At 68.4% G+C, this 16,424-nt stretch carries 11 protein-coding genes; 4 read left to right on the plus strand and 7 right to left on the minus strand.

The features are described from left to right. Positions 1-497 precede the first annotated feature (497 nt). The 6 genes from tagF to phnD (QF040_RS21930) form a co-directional block, all read right to left on the minus strand. Positions 498-1,142 carry a type VI secretion system-associated protein TagF gene (gene tagF, locus QF040_RS21905; protein ID WP_429612790.1) on the minus strand — a complete coding sequence of 215 codons (645 nt, stop codon included), beginning with the start codon at positions 1,140-1,142 and terminating at the stop codon, positions 498-500. Beyond that, positions 1,139-4,738 carry a type VI secretion system membrane subunit TssM gene (gene tssM, locus QF040_RS21910; protein ID WP_429612791.1) on the minus strand — a complete coding sequence of 1,200 codons (3,600 nt, stop codon included), beginning with the start codon at positions 4,736-4,738 and terminating at the stop codon, positions 1,139-1,141. The genes tagF and tssM overlap by 4 nt, the downstream gene beginning before the upstream one ends. Further along, positions 4,735-6,105: a DotU family type VI secretion system protein gene (locus QF040_RS21915; protein WP_429612792.1), complete on the minus strand. Its 1,371-nt coding sequence runs from the start codon at positions 6,103-6,105 to the stop codon at positions 4,735-4,737. The genes tssM and QF040_RS21915 overlap by 4 nt, the downstream gene beginning before the upstream one ends. Positions 6,106-6,246: 141 nt before the next feature. Further along, positions 6,247-7,578, minus strand: a complete 1,332-nt coding sequence (gene tssK / locus QF040_RS21920; protein WP_429612793.1) for a type VI secretion system baseplate subunit TssK — start codon at positions 7,576-7,578, stop codon at positions 6,247-6,249. Positions 7,579-7,721: 143 nt separating this feature from the next. Beyond that, positions 7,722-8,747: a phosphate/phosphite/phosphonate ABC transporter substrate-binding protein gene (gene phnD / locus QF040_RS21925; protein ID WP_429612794.1), complete on the minus strand. Its 1,026-nt coding sequence runs from the start codon at positions 8,745-8,747 to the stop codon at positions 7,722-7,724. Between the two features lie 61 nt (positions 8,748-8,808). After that, the gene (gene phnD, locus QF040_RS21930) at positions 8,809-9,867 is read right to left on the minus strand and encodes a phosphate/phosphite/phosphonate ABC transporter substrate-binding protein (RefSeq protein WP_429612795.1); all 1,059 of its coding nucleotides are present in this window, start codon (positions 9,865-9,867) and stop codon (positions 8,809-8,811) included. Between the two features lie 148 nt (positions 9,868-10,015). Here phnD (QF040_RS21930) and QF040_RS21935 point away from each other — a divergent pair, with 148 nt between their 5' ends. Together QF040_RS21935 and QF040_RS21940 are read left to right on the plus strand one after the other, a co-directional pair. Further along, on the plus strand, positions 10,016-11,908 hold the full coding sequence (locus QF040_RS21935; protein WP_429612796.1) for an ATP-binding protein: 1,893 nt from the start codon (positions 10,016-10,018) through the stop codon (positions 11,906-11,908). Positions 11,909-12,000: 92 nt separating this feature from the next. Further along, the gene (locus tag QF040_RS21940; RefSeq protein ID WP_429612797.1) at positions 12,001-12,456 is read left to right on the plus strand and encodes a DMP19 family protein; all 456 of its coding nucleotides are present in this window, start codon (positions 12,001-12,003) and stop codon (positions 12,454-12,456) included. Between the two features lie 92 nt (positions 12,457-12,548). Here QF040_RS21940 and QF040_RS21945 read toward each other — a convergent pair whose 3' ends face one another. Continuing rightward, positions 12,549-12,890, minus strand: a complete 342-nt coding sequence (locus QF040_RS21945; RefSeq protein ID WP_429612798.1) for a hypothetical protein — start codon at positions 12,888-12,890, stop codon at positions 12,549-12,551. 430 nt (positions 12,891-13,320) lie between these two features. Between QF040_RS21945 and QF040_RS21950 the strand changes: the two genes are divergently transcribed. Next, entirely contained in the window at positions 13,321-14,400 is a 1,080-nt protein-coding gene (locus QF040_RS21950) for an ABC transporter substrate binding protein (protein ID WP_429612799.1), read from the plus strand. Continuing rightward, entirely contained in the window at positions 14,397-16,352 is a 1,956-nt protein-coding gene (locus tag QF040_RS21955) for an ATP-binding protein (RefSeq protein ID WP_429612800.1), read from the plus strand. Before QF040_RS21950 ends, QF040_RS21955 begins: the two co-directional genes overlap by 4 nt. Positions 16,353-16,424 lie beyond the last annotated feature (72 nt).

Below are 16,424 nucleotides of genomic sequence, written 5' to 3' on the forward strand. Positions count from 1 at the left end.
GCTCCCTCCCCTTCCGGGGGAGGGTTGGGGTGGGGGCGCGCGGCGCTCGTTGAGGCGCTCCTGTGTAGCGAGCGCCGTCGTGCCCCCATCCCAGCCTTCCCCCGGGAGGGGAAGGAGCAATGCATCAGGCCCGGCGTCGCATGTCTTGCATTTCTCCCTCCCCTCCCGAGTGAGGACCGGGGTGGGGGCACGGTGGCCGAGCGAAGCAATGGCCCGACTGCAAGCCGAGCAAAGCGATGGCCTGCTGGTCCCCCAAGCCCTTCTGTATGCGCCGAGGAGCGCAGCGTTTCGCGGATCAGGGCTCGCAGCTGTTTGAGCGAAGCGAGTTCTGCGAGACCCCGCGAACCGCGAGCACCGCAGGTTGCCCGTAGCGCAGCGGAGGGTCGCAGACAGCAGGGTCGCCTTTCTTTTGCCTACCTTTCTTTGGCGAAGCAAAGAAAAGTAGGTCGCCTGCCGGGGCGAGACCCGGCCTCGGAAAGTAAAAGGAAGCAAGGAATTCATTCCCCACCCCCGAGGAACAAGGCTTCGAACTGCGCATCGCGAGGCAGCCCAGTCGCAAGCATCCGAACCCCACCCTCAACAGCCGGATCACCTAACCATAAAGAAGCCCCCGCCGCAGGCATTTCCAACGACTCGACGCCATCGACAGAACCGGCAGCAGCAGCCACGAACAGCCGTCCAAGCACGGCATCGAATCTCAGCGCATCGAGATCCCCGTCCAGTCCCTCAAGCGCAGCCTGAGTCCCCAAAGCCCACCACTGCAGCGCAGCAACCAGCGCCTCACCCTGAAGCGCATCCGACACATCGCCAGCCAGTTCAACAGCAAGGGTGAATGGAAAGTACCGTCCCACGCCATCGACAGAAGGCATCAACACCCCGATCCACGCGCGCTCGCCGGCCACCTGCGGCCCGAGCGCAAAACACCAGATCGGCGCTTCAAGGTAATGCGCTGTCCAGTCCGCATGCCGATCCCGCAGCCGGGCAAGCCCCCGCTGCAACCACTGATCCCACACCGTGCGAAACGACTCCGGCAACCGCCGATGCGCAAAGTCCCCCATCCCCGGCAACTTGCCAAACCACCCAGGCAATTCAGTCGAGGCAAAGAGAGATGATGAAGAAGAGGAAGAAGTGGCCAAACTCACAACCCCTCCGGACAAGAAAACTCCCGCAGCTCACGCAAGCGAATCGGATGCTGCACGCTGTTCGTCGTCACCTCGAACCGCGTCTTGCGCGCACCGATCTGGAAGGTGATAAAAAATTTCTCAGGCGCATCACCGGCTTCAAGCTGCCCATCGTCCAGCGCCCGGAACAGCGCCCACGGCCCATCGACCGCCGAGCCCGAACTGCCAGTCGTCGACGGCGGACTCACCTGGATGCGCACCTGGTTGCTGCCCTTCGGCCCCGGCCACTGCACCGCCATCGGCACCACGGGACCATGCGCGTACTTCACCAGCTGCCCATCGACATCGAGGATGAACTGCGTGATGCCCGCATCCATCTCCACCGGCTTGAAATCCAACCGCATCGAAGGCCCGCGGCCACCCGCGCGGAAGAAGATGTCCTTGATGCGCGCGGCACGCTCGAACTGCGCAAGCGCCTGCGTGGTGATCGCGCCGCGCTCAGCCACAGGCTTGTAGCGCCACGGCCGCGTGCTGGTGTCGACCAATGCAGCGAGCCGCTTCTGGAAGAAGTCGTCCATCAGGCCACCGGCGCCGAACATCTGGCCGAAGTCCTCGGGCAGCACGTCGCGCTTGCTGGTGGGCGAGAACGGATAGCGGCCCGCGATGGCACGCGCGCAGAACTCGGTCACGGGGCGCAGGTCCTGGCTCAGGTTGCCGCGCTCGGCCACCTGCGCCTGTGCAGCGCCCGACTGGCTCAGGTTCTCGACCATCGAACGCACCGGCTCGGGAAGGCGGCCGGCATCGGCCTTGAGCTTGCCGGCCACGTCGCCGGGCGGCGGCGAGGTGCGGCCCTTCACGGCCGTGTCGACGGCGTTGAGGTACACGTACACCTCGTTGAAGAGCTTCAAGGCATCGTCGATCGGCGCGGGCTGGCCGGGCGCCGCGGCGGTGACCAGGCGGCGCAGCGGCTCGAAGCGGTCGTCCACGATGCTCTCGATGCGCTTGCCGGTCGCGACCGGCTTGTTGGGGTCGCCGCCGAACAGGTCCTCCAGGCCCTTGCGGGTGCTGGCGACGGTGGCGGTGGCCTTGCTCACCACGTCCTTCGGTTGATCGGCGGGGATCAGCGTGGTCTCCTTCACCACGGCGCGCAGGAAGTTCGCGAGCGGCGAGCTCACGCCCGAGAGGATGCGCGCGGCCTCGATGTTCTTGTCGAGACCCGTGGCGCGAATCAGCCGCACATCGCCGAGCAGCGCTTCCCATTGCTTCACGTATTCGGCGAGGTACAGGCGGCGCACGCGGTCGGTCAGCGCGCCGAGCGCGGCCACGTCGCGCAGGCGGTCGGCGGCGCCCTTGTCCTGGCCGAGCACCCATGGGTCTTCGGCGGCGAGCAGGCCGGTGAGCACCGTCACTTCGTTCTGAAAGCGCTTGTGATAACCGTCGTAGGTGAACATGCCCGGCACGCCTTCGGTCAGCGGCTTGCCGCTGATGCGCTCGAACACGAGCGGCGCCGAGGGGCCGGCGGCCGTCGCCACGCTGAAGCCCGGAATGTCCTTGGTCGCGCGCTGGCGCTTCAGGCGGCTGAACACGCGCTGCTCCAGCGGATAGCTCGCGAGCACGGCGCGCACGCTGCGCACGAGGTTCTCGTCCATCTTGAGCGGCGAGCGTGGCGGGCCTTGGGCGATGAGCACGTCGAGCTGCTCTTCGAGCGCCATGCGCTGCTCTTCGGGAATGCCGCGGTCCAGGCTGCGCGCCCAGTCGAGCGTGATCCAGGCCTTCAGCGCCTCGGGGTCGAAGTGCTCGGGCTGGTAGAGCATCAAGTAACTCTTGAGCGCTTCGTACGTGTACTCGAGGTTGTCCTTCTGCGCGGTGCGCAGCTGGTCCTCGATGCGCTTGGCGATCTGCGGCAAGAACACGTCATTGAGCGCGCGCTGGTGCGCGAGCCGCGCGGCGGCATCGAGCTTGTCGCCCTGGTAGAGGCCCAGCGTCATGCTGAGCGGCTCGTCGCCCTGGCGGTTCTCGGGCGTCTTCCAGATGTCGCGTATGCCCTGCATCACGGGCGCGACTTCGACCAGGTTCTGCAACTGCACCGGCAGGTTGGCCAGGCTCTTCTGCGCGGGCACGGCGCGCGCCTCGACCGACTTCAGGTAGTTCGTGTTCTGCCAGGTGCTGTAGCCCCAGCCGGCGATGAGGCCGACGGTGACCAGCGTCATCGCAGCCACGCCCGTCATGCGCATCAGATGGCGGCGGCGCTCCAGCTTCACGTCGGCGCCCGCGAGGCGCTGCTCGGGGAACACCACGTCGCGCAGCAGCGATGTGAGGAAGTAACTGCGGCCGCTCGACTTCTGCGGCGCGAGCATCGCGCGCTCGATGCCGAAGCTGCGCGACAGGCTGCCCATCACGCGATCGATGGGGCTGCCTTCCTGCGTGCCGCTGGTGAAGTACACGCCGCGCACCCACGGCGGCTGCGCGAAGCGCGAGCCGGTGAACACCTGGTCGAGCAGGTCCGACAGCAGCGAGCCGATGGAGCCGAACTGCGCCGGGAAACCGAAGATCGCCGCGCGGCGCCCGCCGTCGGTCTCGCGCTGCATGCGCGGAATGAGGCCGTCGTTCACGCGGTTGTGCAGCAGCGCGAACTCGCGGTGGAAGGCGGTGGAGAGGCCCTTCTCTTCGGTCTGCACGTTCTCGTCGGCCGGCAGCGTGAAGCCAAAGACCTGCGCGCGCTGCTCCTTGCCGAGGTCGTCGAAGTAGTCGGTGAAGCCGTAGAGCAAATCGCTCTTGGTGACGAGCACATAGACCGGCAGGCGCGTGGTGAGCTTGCTGTCGAGTTCGAGCAAACGCGCGCGAATCGATGCGGCGAGTTGCGTGCGCTGCTCGGGGCCCTGGCTCAGCAGGTCGGCCACGCTCACGGTGAGGAACACGCCGTTCAGCGGCCGGCGCGGCCGCGCCTTCTTGAGCAGGCCGAGAAAACCTTCCCATGCGTTCTTGTCCTCGGTCTGATGGCTGTCCTGCGTGGTGTAGCGGCCGGCGGTGTCGATGAGCACCGCCTCGTCGGTGAACCACCAGTCGCAGTTGCGCGTGCCGCCCACGCCGCGGATCGCGCCGGGGCCGAACTTCTCGGCGAGCGGGAACGAGAGGCCCGAGTTCACGAGCGCCGTCGTCTTGCCCGCGCCCGGTGCGCCGATGAAGACGTACCACGGCAGGTCGTACAGATAACTGCCGCCCGAGATCGACATCCAGTCGCGCCAGCCCGGCTTCTTTCCGGCGGCGTGCAGGCGCATCTGCTTCAAGGTGGCGACGGCTTCGCTGAAGCGCGTGTCCAGGATCTTCTGTTCGCCGTTGACCGGTGCGTCGGTCTTGGCGGTCGGCGCCTTCATGAGGCCGTCGGTCAGGTGCTGGCTCGCACGGCGCGCGCGCCAGCGCCGCCACGCCATGCGCAGCACCACGATGAGCACGATGGCGCCGATCAGCAGCCAGCGCGCCAACTCGCTTTCGAGCGGCGCGAGCGAACCGATCTTCACCAGCGGGCCGATCCACCAGATCAAGAGTCCGACGACGATGAGCGCGAGCAGCGTCAGCAGCAGCGGGCTGAACAGGAAGCCGAAGATTTTCTTGATCATTTCGTCGCTCCTGGAACGGGAGCAGCAGCCGGGGCCGGTGCGACCGACGCGGCGGAAGAAGCGACGCGCTCGGGCTCGGTCAGCAGCACGATGTCCACGCGCCGGTTGCGCGCGCGGTTGGCGGGCGTGTCGTTGGCGGCCACGGGCTCGGCGTCGGCCTTGCCGTCGGAGCGCATGCGCGCGGGGTCGACCAGCGTGGTGAGCGCGCCCTTCACCGCATCGGCGCGCGCAGCAGACAGGTGCCAGTTCGATGGATAGCGCAGCGACCGGATCGGCTGGTTGTCGGAGTGGCCGGTGATGAGCACATCGCCCTTCACTTCGGCCAGCGCCTGCCCGATGCGGCGCAGCACCGGGAGCGACGCGGCCATCGGCTCGGCGCTGCCGGAGCCGAAGAAGGAATCGCCGCGCAGGCGCACCACGCTGCGGTCGGCCTCGTCGGTCACGGTGACCAGGCCCTGCTTCACTTCAGGTTCGAGAAAGCGCGCAAGGCGCGGCGTTTTTGCCGGTGGTGCGGGTGGCGCGATCTGGATGTTGGGCACGCGCAGGCCCGACACCGCGGCGTAGGTGGTGTCGGAGCGCTGGTTGAGCATGATCTGCATGCCCACCCACGCGAGCGCGAGCAGGAAAGCGAAGCCCGCCGCGAACACCCACAGCGGCAGCGATTCGCGCAGCCGCACCGTGCCCGCGCCCTGGCCGCGCCAGTGCGGCGAGAGCTCGGGCTCGACGGCCGGACGGTCCTTGGCGATCAGGTCGGCCAGGCGCTGGCGCACCGAGTCGAGTTGCGCGCGGCCGTTGTCGACCACGCGGTAGCGGCCTTCGAAGCCGAGCGCGAGCACGCTGTAGATGAGCTCGAGCAACTGGCGGTGCGTGGGCACGTCCTGCGCGAGCTTGGCCAGGAGCTGGAACACCTTTTCTCCGCCCCAAGTCTCGTTGTGGAACTGCACCAGCAGGCTCTGCTTGTTCCAGCCGGCCTGCACGCCCCACGGCGTGTTGGCCACGGCCTCGTCGAGCGCGGTGCACAGCACGTAGCGCGCGGCGAGCACCGATTCGTTGCTCACGCCCGAGCGGCGCGCGCTGGCGTCGAACTGGTTCACCGCATCGGCGGTGGAGGCGCGCAGCGCCGGCACGTTGGGCGGCTGCGCGAGGTTGCGCAGCTTGCCGATCAGCACCAGCAGCTTGCCCGCGGCGGAGACCAGCGGATTGAGCAGCCCGATCTCGCCGACCTCCACGGCCGGCGTCGGATCGGCGCCGCCGAAGAACGGCGCGGGCGCCGCGGCCGGCGGCGTGCCGGCCGGCGTGCGCGGCTTGGGCTTGATGACCGTGCGCTCCGACTCGAAGGCGGCAAAGGGGTCGGGAGGTGTGCTCATGGGTTTACCTCAGGGCCGTCTATGCGGCAACAGCCACTTGGGTGATAGCAGCCGTTCGGGCTGAGCTTGTCGAAGCCTTGCGCGCCATGCCCAGCCCTTCGACAAGCTCAGGGCGAACGGGGTGGAGGTCGGCTTGCGGCTTCATGAACGAATGGCCCAGAAGGCGAGGTCGAGGCCGGGGAAATCGCCGGCGATGTGCATCGCGATGCCGCCGGATTGCTCGAGCTGGCGCCACAGGTCGCTGTTGCGCGTTTCGAGCTCGAAGTAGTTCGCGCCCGTGTGGAACGGAATCTGGCGCGGCGCGACCGGCATCGGCGTGAGCGTGACGCCCGGCAGTGCCAGGTTCACGAGGTCGCGGATGCGCTCGACCGGGCCGATCTTCACCTGCGTCGGGAAGCGCGCGCGCAGCGCCTCGCTCGGCATGTTCGCGTTCACCGCGAGCACGAAGGTCGCCTTGCGCTGCAACTCCACGTCCGTGACCATCGCCACGCGCACGCCGTGCTTGCGGTCGTGCAGCTCGATGCGGATGGCCGACTGCTCGAACACCATCGAGAGGCTGCGGCGCAGGTCGTCCATCACCGGACGGAAGCTCAGCGCGAGGTCGTCATGAACATAGGGGCCGAAGCGTGCGACGCGGCGCGTATCGCGAAAGCTCGAGAGGTCGCCGGCGAGGCCGAGCGCATGTTCGAAGAAGTGCTGCGGGTGCAGCATCGCGCTCTTCGCGAGGTGCGCAAAGATGGCCTCGTTGCGGTTCACCGCCTGCAGCAGCATGAAGTCGGCGATCTCGGCCACGCCGCCGGTGCCACCCTGCGTCATGCGGCCGGCGAGCGCCTCGCCGCGCTGGCGCAGCAGGCCGAGCAGTTCGTCGAGCCAGGCGCGGATCACCGCATGGCCGGCCACGTCGAGCAGCGGCGGCAGCATCCCGCGATCGAGCTGCACCTGGTTGTCGGTGCGGCGCTCGACCACGCGGGCGACGCCCATGGTGGTCCAGGCGTCGGTGGCTTCGCTGGCGCGCATGAGGCGCGTGTGAAGCTGCCCGAGCTGCAGCATCGCGGTGCGCTCGCCGGCGGTGTTGGAATCGGGCACGTCGGACTCGAGCACCCGGTGACGCACCAGCTCTTCATATTCTTCCGCGTCGGCCTCGCGCGCACCGGCGCGGCGCAGCGGCAGCGCGAGCACCACCGGCTCGTCGCGCATCGTGGAAGGAATGTCGATGGGCTCGGGCAGCGGATCGACCGCCGGCATGTCGAACACCGTGCCGTCGCCGAAGATGCCGACCGCGCGCACCAGCGCGAGCTTGCCCAGCGTGAGCGCGGCCTGGTCGATCTCGAGTTCGGCAAAGCCCCAGGCGTAGGGCGTGGTCGAACGCAAGAGCACATGCCTCGCATGGTCGGCATGACGCTCGCTCTGCTGCAGGTGCTGAGGCTGCAACAGCATCCCTTCGCTCCAGACCACTTTTGTTCGCCAACTCATCCGCACTCCGTCAACGGCAAGGGTTGCCTGAAAGAAACACGAAGTTTCCGGCGCGGAGGGCGGCGGGCAAATCCGCCTAATGGCCTAGACGAAGGGGTTTGGAGCTACGGCGAAGGGACTAGGCGGGCCGTCCCGGCGGTGTGTCAGCGCCCGCCGGCACGCAGCGTCTGCACCTGCTCCGCATAAGCCTTCTCGATGCGCTGCAGCCGCTGCGCGCGAGCCGCCTCGTTCACCCAGGCGGCGGCCATGGCGCGCTGCTTGCCGAGTTCGTACTCCAGCCGCGCCTCGGGCAACAGCGCGCTGTCGTCGGCCGCGACATAGCCGTAGGCCGCGCGCAGGTTCTTGAGCACTTCGCGCTCGCCATCGGCGTGGGGGCCCTTGCCCTGCCCGTAGGTGATGAGGAAGTTCTGCAGCTTCGCCTGGAACTCGGGCGGGTAGTTGCGCCGCACCACCATCGGCGCGCCGGGCGGCGGGGTGGACTCCCAGATCACCTGGAGCCGTTCGGCCTCGATGGGGAACTGCTGGCGGAAGCGCTCGAGGTCGGTGGTGTTGTTGGTGGCCACGTCGGCATCGCCGTTGGCCACGGCGAGCGCGGTGGCCTGGTGGGTACCGACGAACTCGCTGCGAAAGCGGGTTTCCATCTCGATGTTGTTCGGCAGGAACAACTGGCTTTGCGGCACGACGAAGCCGGTGACCGAACGGCTGTCGCCGCGCGCGAGGCGCCAGCGCTCGGGCTGGGCGAGCATGCCTTCCAGGGTGTTGAGCGGGCCGGCCTTGCGCGCGAGCAGCACCGCGCGGTGCTCGGGCATGCCGGGCCGGCGCGCAATCTGCGCCACGACCTTCATGCGGCGCTGCATCACGGCGTCCAGCGCCATCTTGGCGGAGAGAAAGGCCATGTCGATCTCGTCCTTGCCGATGGCGCGGTCGAGCTCCTCGTACGACGGCACCGAGTACGCATTGACCGGAATGCCGAGGGAGCGGCTCATGTCGGCCATGAAGGGCGTCCACAGGGCGCGCGACTCGACGGTGCCGCCGAGCGGGAGCACGCCGAAGCGGATGGACTGGATGGGTTTCTCGTGCACGACCTGTGCGAGGGCGGCCGATGGCGGGAGCAGCGCGGTGGCTGCAATGAAGGTGGCTGTCAGCAGGTGCTTGAGTGCGGGGCGCATGTCGCGGCTTGGCTTGTTGAGGCGTGCTGCTGTTCAGGGCGGTCGACTGTCGCGCGATCGGTCAAGGTGCGATGTCCCTGAGCACGCTGACCTGCTCGGCGTAGCCGTTCTCTATGCGCTGGAGCCGGGCCTGCCTGGCCGCGTCGTTCACGAACTGGGCCGTCACGGCGTTCTGCTTGGCCAATTGATAGGCGAGCTTGGCCGCGGGCTGCAGCGAACTGTTGTCGGCGACCACGAAGCCGGCCAGGTCGTGCAGCGACTTGAGCACCAGCCGTTCGGCGTCGCCGCGCGGGCCCTTGCCGCGGCCGTAGGCGGTCAGGAAAGCCTGCACGCGGCTGCGCAGTTCGGCTGGATATTCGCGTCGCACCACGATCTGCGCGTGGGGAATCAGTTCCGACTCCCACAGCACCTGCAGCCGCTGCGCCTCGGCCGGAAAGCGCAGCTTGAAGCGCTCGAAGTCGGCCGAGTTGTTGGTGGCCACGTCGGCCTCGCTGTTGGCCACGGCGAGCGCGTTGGTCTGGTGGGTGCCGACGACCTCGCTCAAAAAGCGGGTCTCCATCACGATGTGGTTCGGCAGAAAAAGCTGCAGCTGCGGCACGATGAAACCCGACACCGACTGCTTCTCGCCGCGCGCGAGGCGCCAGCGTTCGGGCTGGTCCATCAGGCTCTTCAATGTATTGAGCGGCGGCGTCTTGCGCGCCAGCAGCAGCGCGCGGTAGCCGGGCAGGCCGTCGTGCCGCACGACCTGCGCCACCACCTTCATGCGGCGCTGGGTCACGGCGTCCAGCGCCATCTTTCCGGAGAGAAAGGCCATGTCGACCTCGTCGCGCTGGATCGCCTGCTCCAGCGCCTCGTACGAATTGACCGAGAGCACGCTCACCGGGCGATGGATGGCGCGGCTCAGTTCGGCCAGCAGCGGGTCCCAGTCGCTGCGCGACTCGAAGGCGCCGCCCAGCGGCAGGATGCCGAAGCGCACGGGGGTCTTGTCCAGCGGTGTCGCCTGGGCGGTTTGGGCCGCGGCCACGACAGGCAGGCCGACGAAAAACGCCAGCGCCGCAGCCCGGAAAGCAGCGGAAAAAGCAGCGGGGACGACAGCGAAATGACGCAGGGAAGCCAGCATTTTCAGGACCGAAAGGCGTAGGGCCGCTGTGCACCAGCGGGTCTAACATGGGCAATGCGGACGCCATTAAATAGCAAATACAAGTTAATTTTGTGATGTTTTTCCTGTCTTCCATGTTTGGCGTTGGGCTCCTAAGCTCGCGGCCTCGATGAACTGGAACTTCCGCGTCCTGCGTGGGCTCGCCCGCCTCACCTTCGCCCAGCAGCTGATCCTGCTGGCGCTGGTGCCGGCGACCGCGGCCACGCTGACGGCCATCGCCGTGCTGACGCGCCAGCACCTGGGCAACCTCACCGAACTGATGCGCGCCAATGCGCAGACGGTGGCGCTGCAGGTGGCCACGGTGGCGCAGGCGCCGCTCTCGCGCATGGACAAGCGCGCCCTGCAGCGCACGGCGCAGTCGGGCACCTACCAGCCGCATGTGCAGCAGGTGCAGATCTGGACGGAAGACGGCGAGATCGTGGCCAATTCCGAAACCGTCGACCGCGCGCGCGGCGAAGGCCTGCAGGTGGTGGTGCCGATCGTGGCCGACGACGGTCGCCACAACGGCAAGGTGATGGTCGAGATCAGCCTCTCCGCGGTGCAGAACGCCCGGCGCTCGGTGTGGCTCAACGTGGCGGTGGTGCTGGCGATCAGCCTGGTGGGCGTGGGCCTGGCCGGCTGGTGGGCGGCGCGGCGCATCAGCGAGCCGATCCGCGCGCTCGGCAAGGCGGTCGACCGCCTGGGCGCGGGCGAGGACGCGAGCGTGGCGATCGAGGGCACGTCCGAGGTGAAGCATCTGCAGCTGGGCTTCAACCACGCGGCGCGCGCGCTCGCCGAGAGCCGCCGGCTGCTGCAGAGCCGCATCAACGAGGCCACGGCCGAGCTGGCGCGCAAGAACGCGCTGCTCGAAGTGGCGAGCCAGGCCAAGACGCGCCTCCTGGCCGCCGCGAGCCACGACCTGCGCCAGCCGCTGCATGCGCTCACGCTTTTCTCGGACGGGCTGGCCAACGGCGAGACCGATCCGGTGAAGCTGCAGCGCATCGGCCACATCCGCGAATGCGTCGAATCGCTGGACCGGCTTTTCTCGGAGCTGCTGAACCTGTCGCAGCTCGATGCGGGCGTGCTGCAGCCGCAGTGGGCCGATTTTCCGCTGGACCGCCTGTTCGACGAAATCAGCCGCAACTTCCGCCCGGTGGCCGAGCAGCAGGGCCTCCGGCTGGTGGCGCGCAAGACCGAGCTCTGGGTGCGCTGCGACTACGTGATGCTCTCGCGCATCCTGAACAACCTGGTGTCGAACTCGCTGCGCCACACGCTCGAAGGCGGCGTGCTCATCGGCGCGCGGCGCCGCGGCAAGGGCGTGCGCATCGACGTGGTCGACACCGGCGTGGGCATCGCCGCGCAGCATCAGACGCGGGTGTTCGAGGAGTTCTATCAGGTGGAGCCGGCCGGCCGCCAGGCGGCACGCGGCGCGCGCGGCATGGGCCTGGGCCTCGCGACGGTGCAGCGGCTGACCGAACTGCTGAACACGCGGGTGGAACTCAGCTCGCGGCTGCACAAGGGCACCTGCGTGCGGGTGCTGGTGCGCTCGGCACCGGCCGCGCTGCCGTCGCCCGCGCCGTCGCCGGTGGCCGCCGGCATGGAGGACGGGGAGCCGAGCCTTGCGAACCTGCGCATCCTGGTGATCGACGACGAGCGCACGATCCTCGAAGGGCTCTCCGTGGTGCTCGCCAACTGGGGCGCCGAGGTGCTGGTCGCGCAGACCCGCGCCGAGGCGCTCGCGCTGGCCGACACCTGGGAGCAACCGCCCGACGTGGTGGTGAGCGACCTGCTGCTGCAGGGCGGCGACAACGGGCTCGATGTGATCGCCGCGCTGGAGCGCCATCCGCACGGCATCGGCCCCGGCACGGCGCGCCTTCTGGTCACCGGCGAGACCAAGCCCGACCGCCTGCGCGAAGTGGCGAGCGCCGGCATCGCGGTGCTCTACAAGCCGGTCTCGCCGCGGGTGCTGCGCCAATCGATTCACGCGCAGCGCGCAGCGGCGCTGCTGAACGTCGTGGAATAGCCGCAGTCAAGCAGTGCCGGCGGGCATCTGCCTTGAATGGCTGCGTTCCAGAGGATCCAATGCCGGCGTCACCCATCACCAATGAGATATTCATGTCACCTTTGACCACGATCCCATCGTCGGAACTCGCGAATGACAAGGATGCTCGCCTTTGGGCCTTGATCATGTACCTCGCGGAACACAAAGAGGCGCAGACGCTTCCAGGCTTGAAGTCATTTTGGCTGGCCTACATCTACGACGCAGAGGTGCAAAACGGTGGGCACCTTCAGTACTTTCACAACCGGGGAAGCGCCTCTGTCCCTGAAACACTTGAAGCTCTGCGAACGATCGGGGCAGACAGGCAGGTCGAGCTGCTGCGAGACTGCTGGGCGGATCTCGCGAACACGCCCGTCCCACAAACCGAGTCACTTCAAGCGTATGCGGACCTCGCAGCCGAAGACCGATTCGAGCGACAGGATTCCGAGTACTACGAACAACAGCCTGAAGTCTTGGAAAGGCTTGGGACGCACTATGAGACCCAACTTGTCGAATGGGTCGCCGTCGCATGAAAACAGGGGCAATCCGCCCGGGCCCCGTGGATGCAAAGCCTCACTGCATCAGACACGGAACTACGACCGATGCCCCACACCGAACGTGACGCTCATTCATGCTCAAGCTGCTGGGTCAAGATGTGATTGCACTTCGCCTGCGCGTACTCGTGCGCTTCGTCTTCAACAGCTTTGCCGCGCTTGTCCGTCTTCGCGGCTTGTGCAATGACATCCGCTCTGTATCGCTGACGGCACGTGCAAAACGCCTCGATCGTTTTGCGCGTGAACAGCGCTCGCAGTTCAGGTTTCACCTCGATGCCTGCAACGCAGCTGGCGGTGTTCTCCTTGATCAACTGGGCCCGAAATTTGCCGCTGGCTTCCGGGATTTCCGTTGAAAGAGCGGGCCGTGCCAAGAGGAAGAGCGCAACGATCGCAGCGTAGTTCTTGCATTTCATCTTCAATTTCCTTGAGGAGTCATCGTGATTTCCGTGCATGTGCCCCACGGATTCAGCTTATGTGTGCCGCTTCGATCCCATCGTGCGTTGCGCAATCAAGTTGCGCAAGCAGCACGTCAACGACATCGGCTGCTGTCGGCTGGACAAGATGAGAACAACAGCACAGCGCCAGCCATCCGGCACGGCGATGGCGGCCAGAAGCACCGCGAGAGCGGGCTGGGGCCGCAAGAGCCGTTGGGGCGCAAGGTCAAGGCCCGTCTCGGCTGACAACGGCCCTACGCCATCGGACATAGGCCGTGCGGCCGCTGCGGTGTGCACTTCATCACGCTGACACAGGGTCGCGGGGACAGACATAGCCCCTCCGCCTTATCGCGCGAAACAGGGCGCCTCCTTACATTGAGTGATGCACCCTCGCTGCAGAAGCAGTCACATGTCCGTCGTCGCGAAACACCTCTTCCATCCCTTCCTCGGAAGGCTGCCCGGCGCCGTGCGTGCGGCGCTGGCCTTCGGCCTGACCGCGGGCGTGGCGATCGGCCTCCTCGGCCTGTCGATGGCCAGCCGCGCAGCCGCGGCGCCCAGCCTCACCGTGCTGATGAGCGACGACAACCCGGCGCATTCGGAATTCGTGCAGCAACTGCGCGCGGGCCAGGAACCCGGTGGCCGCTTCGAGTTGGTGCGCCTCTCGCCGACCGGCGAGATGCCGCAGGGCATCGAGACCGCCAGCGCCGAGACCGAACCCCGCGCCAATGCGGGCGTTCGCACACGCAGCATGCGGCCCTCGGCCGCCGACGCGAACCTCACCATGGCGGTGGGCGTCGCGGCCGCGCGGGCCGCCGTCGAACGTCCCGGACAAGAGCCGCTGGTGATCGCGATGCTGAGCCGGCTCGACTACGAGGCCCTGAAGGCCGCGAGCCCCGCCCTGAAACGCAGCGACCGCCGCGTGGGCGTGCTGCTGCGCGATCCGGCGATGGCCGACCAGCTCGCGCTCATCCATGCCGTTCTGCCGCAGAAGCACCGCATCGGCATCGTCGCCACGCCCGAATCGGAGCCGCTGGTGCGCGAACTGCAGCGCGCCGCGCAGGGTGCCAACCCGGCGTGGGAGGTGCGCGTGGAGTACGCGCCCGACGCCAGGTCGCTTGCCGCCGCGCTGCGCACCGTGGTGCCGATGAGCGACGCATTGATGGTGCTGCCCGACCTGATCGGCGACAACCAGGCGGCCACGCTGTCGGTGCTGCGCGCGGGCGCGAGCGCGGGCCTCGCGGTGTTCGGTGCCAGCGAGGGGCTGGTCCGCTCGGGCGGCTTGGCGGCGGCGGTCTCGACGCCTTCTCAACTCGCACAACAAGCGCGCCTGCTGGGCCAGAAGGTGGCCAGCGTAGGCAGCAGCAACAGCCCGCTGGTGGAAGCGGCAACGCCCGCCACCGTGCGCGTCAACGCCACCGTGGCACGCGGACTCGGCCTGCGCCTGCCGGAGGAACGGGAACTGACCGACCGTCTCGCGGCCACGCGATGAGCGCCGTGCCGCCCCCGCAAGGTCCGGCACCCGCCGGCGACGATGCAGCACAGGCGCGCACCGCGTCCACGCTGGTCGTGCGCGGCAACCTGCAGGGCGACCTGTTCCGCCTGGGCGTGGTGCCGTGCGCGGCGGTGGCGCTCGCGCTCACCGGCTGGTTCACCCACAACCGGCTGCAGACGCTCGAAGCCCAGTTCGATGCCGAAGGCGAGGCCGTGGCGCGCCAGGTGGCGGCCATGTCCGACCTGAGCCTGTACGCGGGCGACGTGCCGGCGCTGCAGAACGTGGCCAATGCCGCGCTGCGCGGCGGGCAGGTGATGCGGGTGGAGATCAGCAACAGCGCGGGCGTGTACGTCACGGCCGGGCCCAAGAACGAATCGCTCGCGCAGCTGCGCATGTTCACCTCGCCGGTCACGCTGCGCGAGGCCTCGCGCGCCAGCGCCTTCGCGCCCGCCGGCTCCACCGCGGCGGGCGACACCCCCATCGGCCTGGTGCAGACCTTCCGCGACACCACCGCCTACGCACGCGAGCGCAGCCGCTCGCTCATGGCGGGCATCGGCATCGCGCTGGTGGCGCTGCTGGCGGCGTGGGCCTCGGTGCGCCACATGGCGCGCACCGTGGCGCGGCCGCTGCGGCGCGTGTCGCGCACCGTCGCCGCGCTGGAGGCGGGCCACTTCGACATGCGCTGCGAAGTGGTCGAGGGCGGCACCCGCGGCTCGCACGAACTGGCGGTGCTCGCGCACGACATCGACCGGCTCGCCGAACGCCTGCAGCACAACCGCCAGGTGAGCGAGGAGCGGGTGCGCGAAGCCACCGCCGTCGCGCTGCAGCGCATGGCCGAGGCCGAGCAGGCGGCGCTTTCGCGTGCGCGTTTTCTCGCAGCCGCGAGCCACGACCTGCGCCAGCCGCTGCATGCGATGGGCCTCTTCATCGACGGCCTGCTGCCCACCGCCAGCGCGGCGCAGCGCCCGGCCGTGCTGCGGCTGCAGGAGAGCACAGAGTTCATGGGCGTGCTGCTGGACGACCTGCTGGAAATCTCGCGGCTCGATGCGCAAGTGCTCACGCCGACCATCACCCGCATCTCGCTGGCCGCCCTCTTCGACCAGCTCGATGCGCAGCATGCCGCCGCTGCCATCGAGGCGCGCGTGCGGCTGCGCTGGAGCGACCGGGGCCTGGCGGTGCGCACCGACGCGGCGATGCTGCAGCGCATCGTCAACAACCTCGTGGCCAATGCGCTGCGCCATGCGTCCGAAGGCGGCACCGTGCTGGTGGCCGCGCGACGCATCGCATCCGGCGTTCGCATTGAAGTTCGCGACAACGGTGTGGGCATCGCGCCGATCCACCAGGGCCGGATCTTCGAGGAGTTCTACCAGGTGGCGAACACCGAGCGCGACCGCCGCCGCGGCTTCGGCCTGGGGCTCGCGATCTGCGCACGCATCGCGACGCTGCTGGGCACCCGCATCACCGTGCGCTCGGCGCTGCAGGCCGGCAGCACCTTCGCCTTCACCCTGCCCGCCGCGCGCGCCGCCGACGTCGTGCTGCCCGAGCCCGCACCCGTGGCGCCCGCGCCGCTCGCGGGCCTGCGCTGCCTGGTGGTGGACGACGACCCCGCCATCCTCGACGGCAGCCGCGCACTGCTGGAGCAATGGGGCTGCGAGGTCGAATGCGTGGCCACCGGCGCCGAGGCCATCGCGCGGATGGGCACAGGCGACATCCATTTCGATGCGGTGCTGTGCGACCTGCAACTCGCCGGCGACGGCGATGGCGTCGACGTGATCGACGCCGCCAAGCGCCTGCAGCCCGATGCGCTCGCGGTGCTGGTGTCGGGCGCGACAGGGCCGGAGGTGCTGCAGCGGCTGCGGCATGGCGGCGTGATGCTGCTGACCAAGCCGGTGCCGCCGGCCAAGCTGCGCGCGCTGCTCACCACGCGGCGGCATGCACACGCGGCTTGAAGCCAGCTTGTGTTCGGAAACGATCCCCACCCGATCCGTTCACGCTGAGCTTGTCGAAGCGCCGCGCGAGGC

The sequence above is a fragment of the Variovorax sp. W2I14 genome (assembly GCF_050435205.1).
Classification (GTDB): Bacteria; Pseudomonadota; Gammaproteobacteria; order Burkholderiales; family Burkholderiaceae_C; genus Variovorax; species Variovorax paradoxus_C.

Excerpts from the sequence above, each read along its gene's own strand:
- tssM (WP_429612791.1), bottom strand. The coding sequence starts at position 4,738 with ATGATCAAGAAAATCTTCGGCTTCCTGTTCAGCCCGCTGCTGCTGACG.
- QF040_RS21915 (WP_429612792.1), bottom strand. The coding sequence starts at position 6,105 with ATGAGCACACCTCCCGACCCCTTTGCCGCCTTCGAGTCGGAGCGCACG.
- tssK (WP_429612793.1), bottom strand. The coding sequence starts at position 7,578 with ATGAGTTGGCGAACAAAAGTGGTCTGGAGCGAAGGGATGCTGTTGCAG.
- phnD (WP_429612794.1), bottom strand. The coding sequence starts at position 8,747 with ATGCGCCCCGCACTCAAGCACCTGCTGACAGCCACCTTCATTGCAGCC.
- phnD (WP_429612795.1), bottom strand. The coding sequence starts at position 9,867 with ATGCTGGCTTCCCTGCGTCATTTCGCTGTCGTCCCCGCTGCTTTTTCC.
- QF040_RS21935 (WP_429612796.1), top strand. The coding sequence starts at position 10,016 with ATGAACTGGAACTTCCGCGTCCTGCGTGGGCTCGCCCGCCTCACCTTC.
- QF040_RS21940 (WP_429612797.1), top strand. The coding sequence starts at position 12,001 with ATGTCACCTTTGACCACGATCCCATCGTCGGAACTCGCGAATGACAAG.
- QF040_RS21945 (WP_429612798.1), bottom strand. The coding sequence starts at position 12,890 with ATGAAATGCAAGAACTACGCTGCGATCGTTGCGCTCTTCCTCTTGGCA.
- QF040_RS21950 (WP_429612799.1), top strand. The coding sequence starts at position 13,321 with ATGTCCGTCGTCGCGAAACACCTCTTCCATCCCTTCCTCGGAAGGCTG.
- QF040_RS21955 (WP_429612800.1), top strand. The coding sequence starts at position 14,397 with ATGAGCGCCGTGCCGCCCCCGCAAGGTCCGGCACCCGCCGGCGACGAT.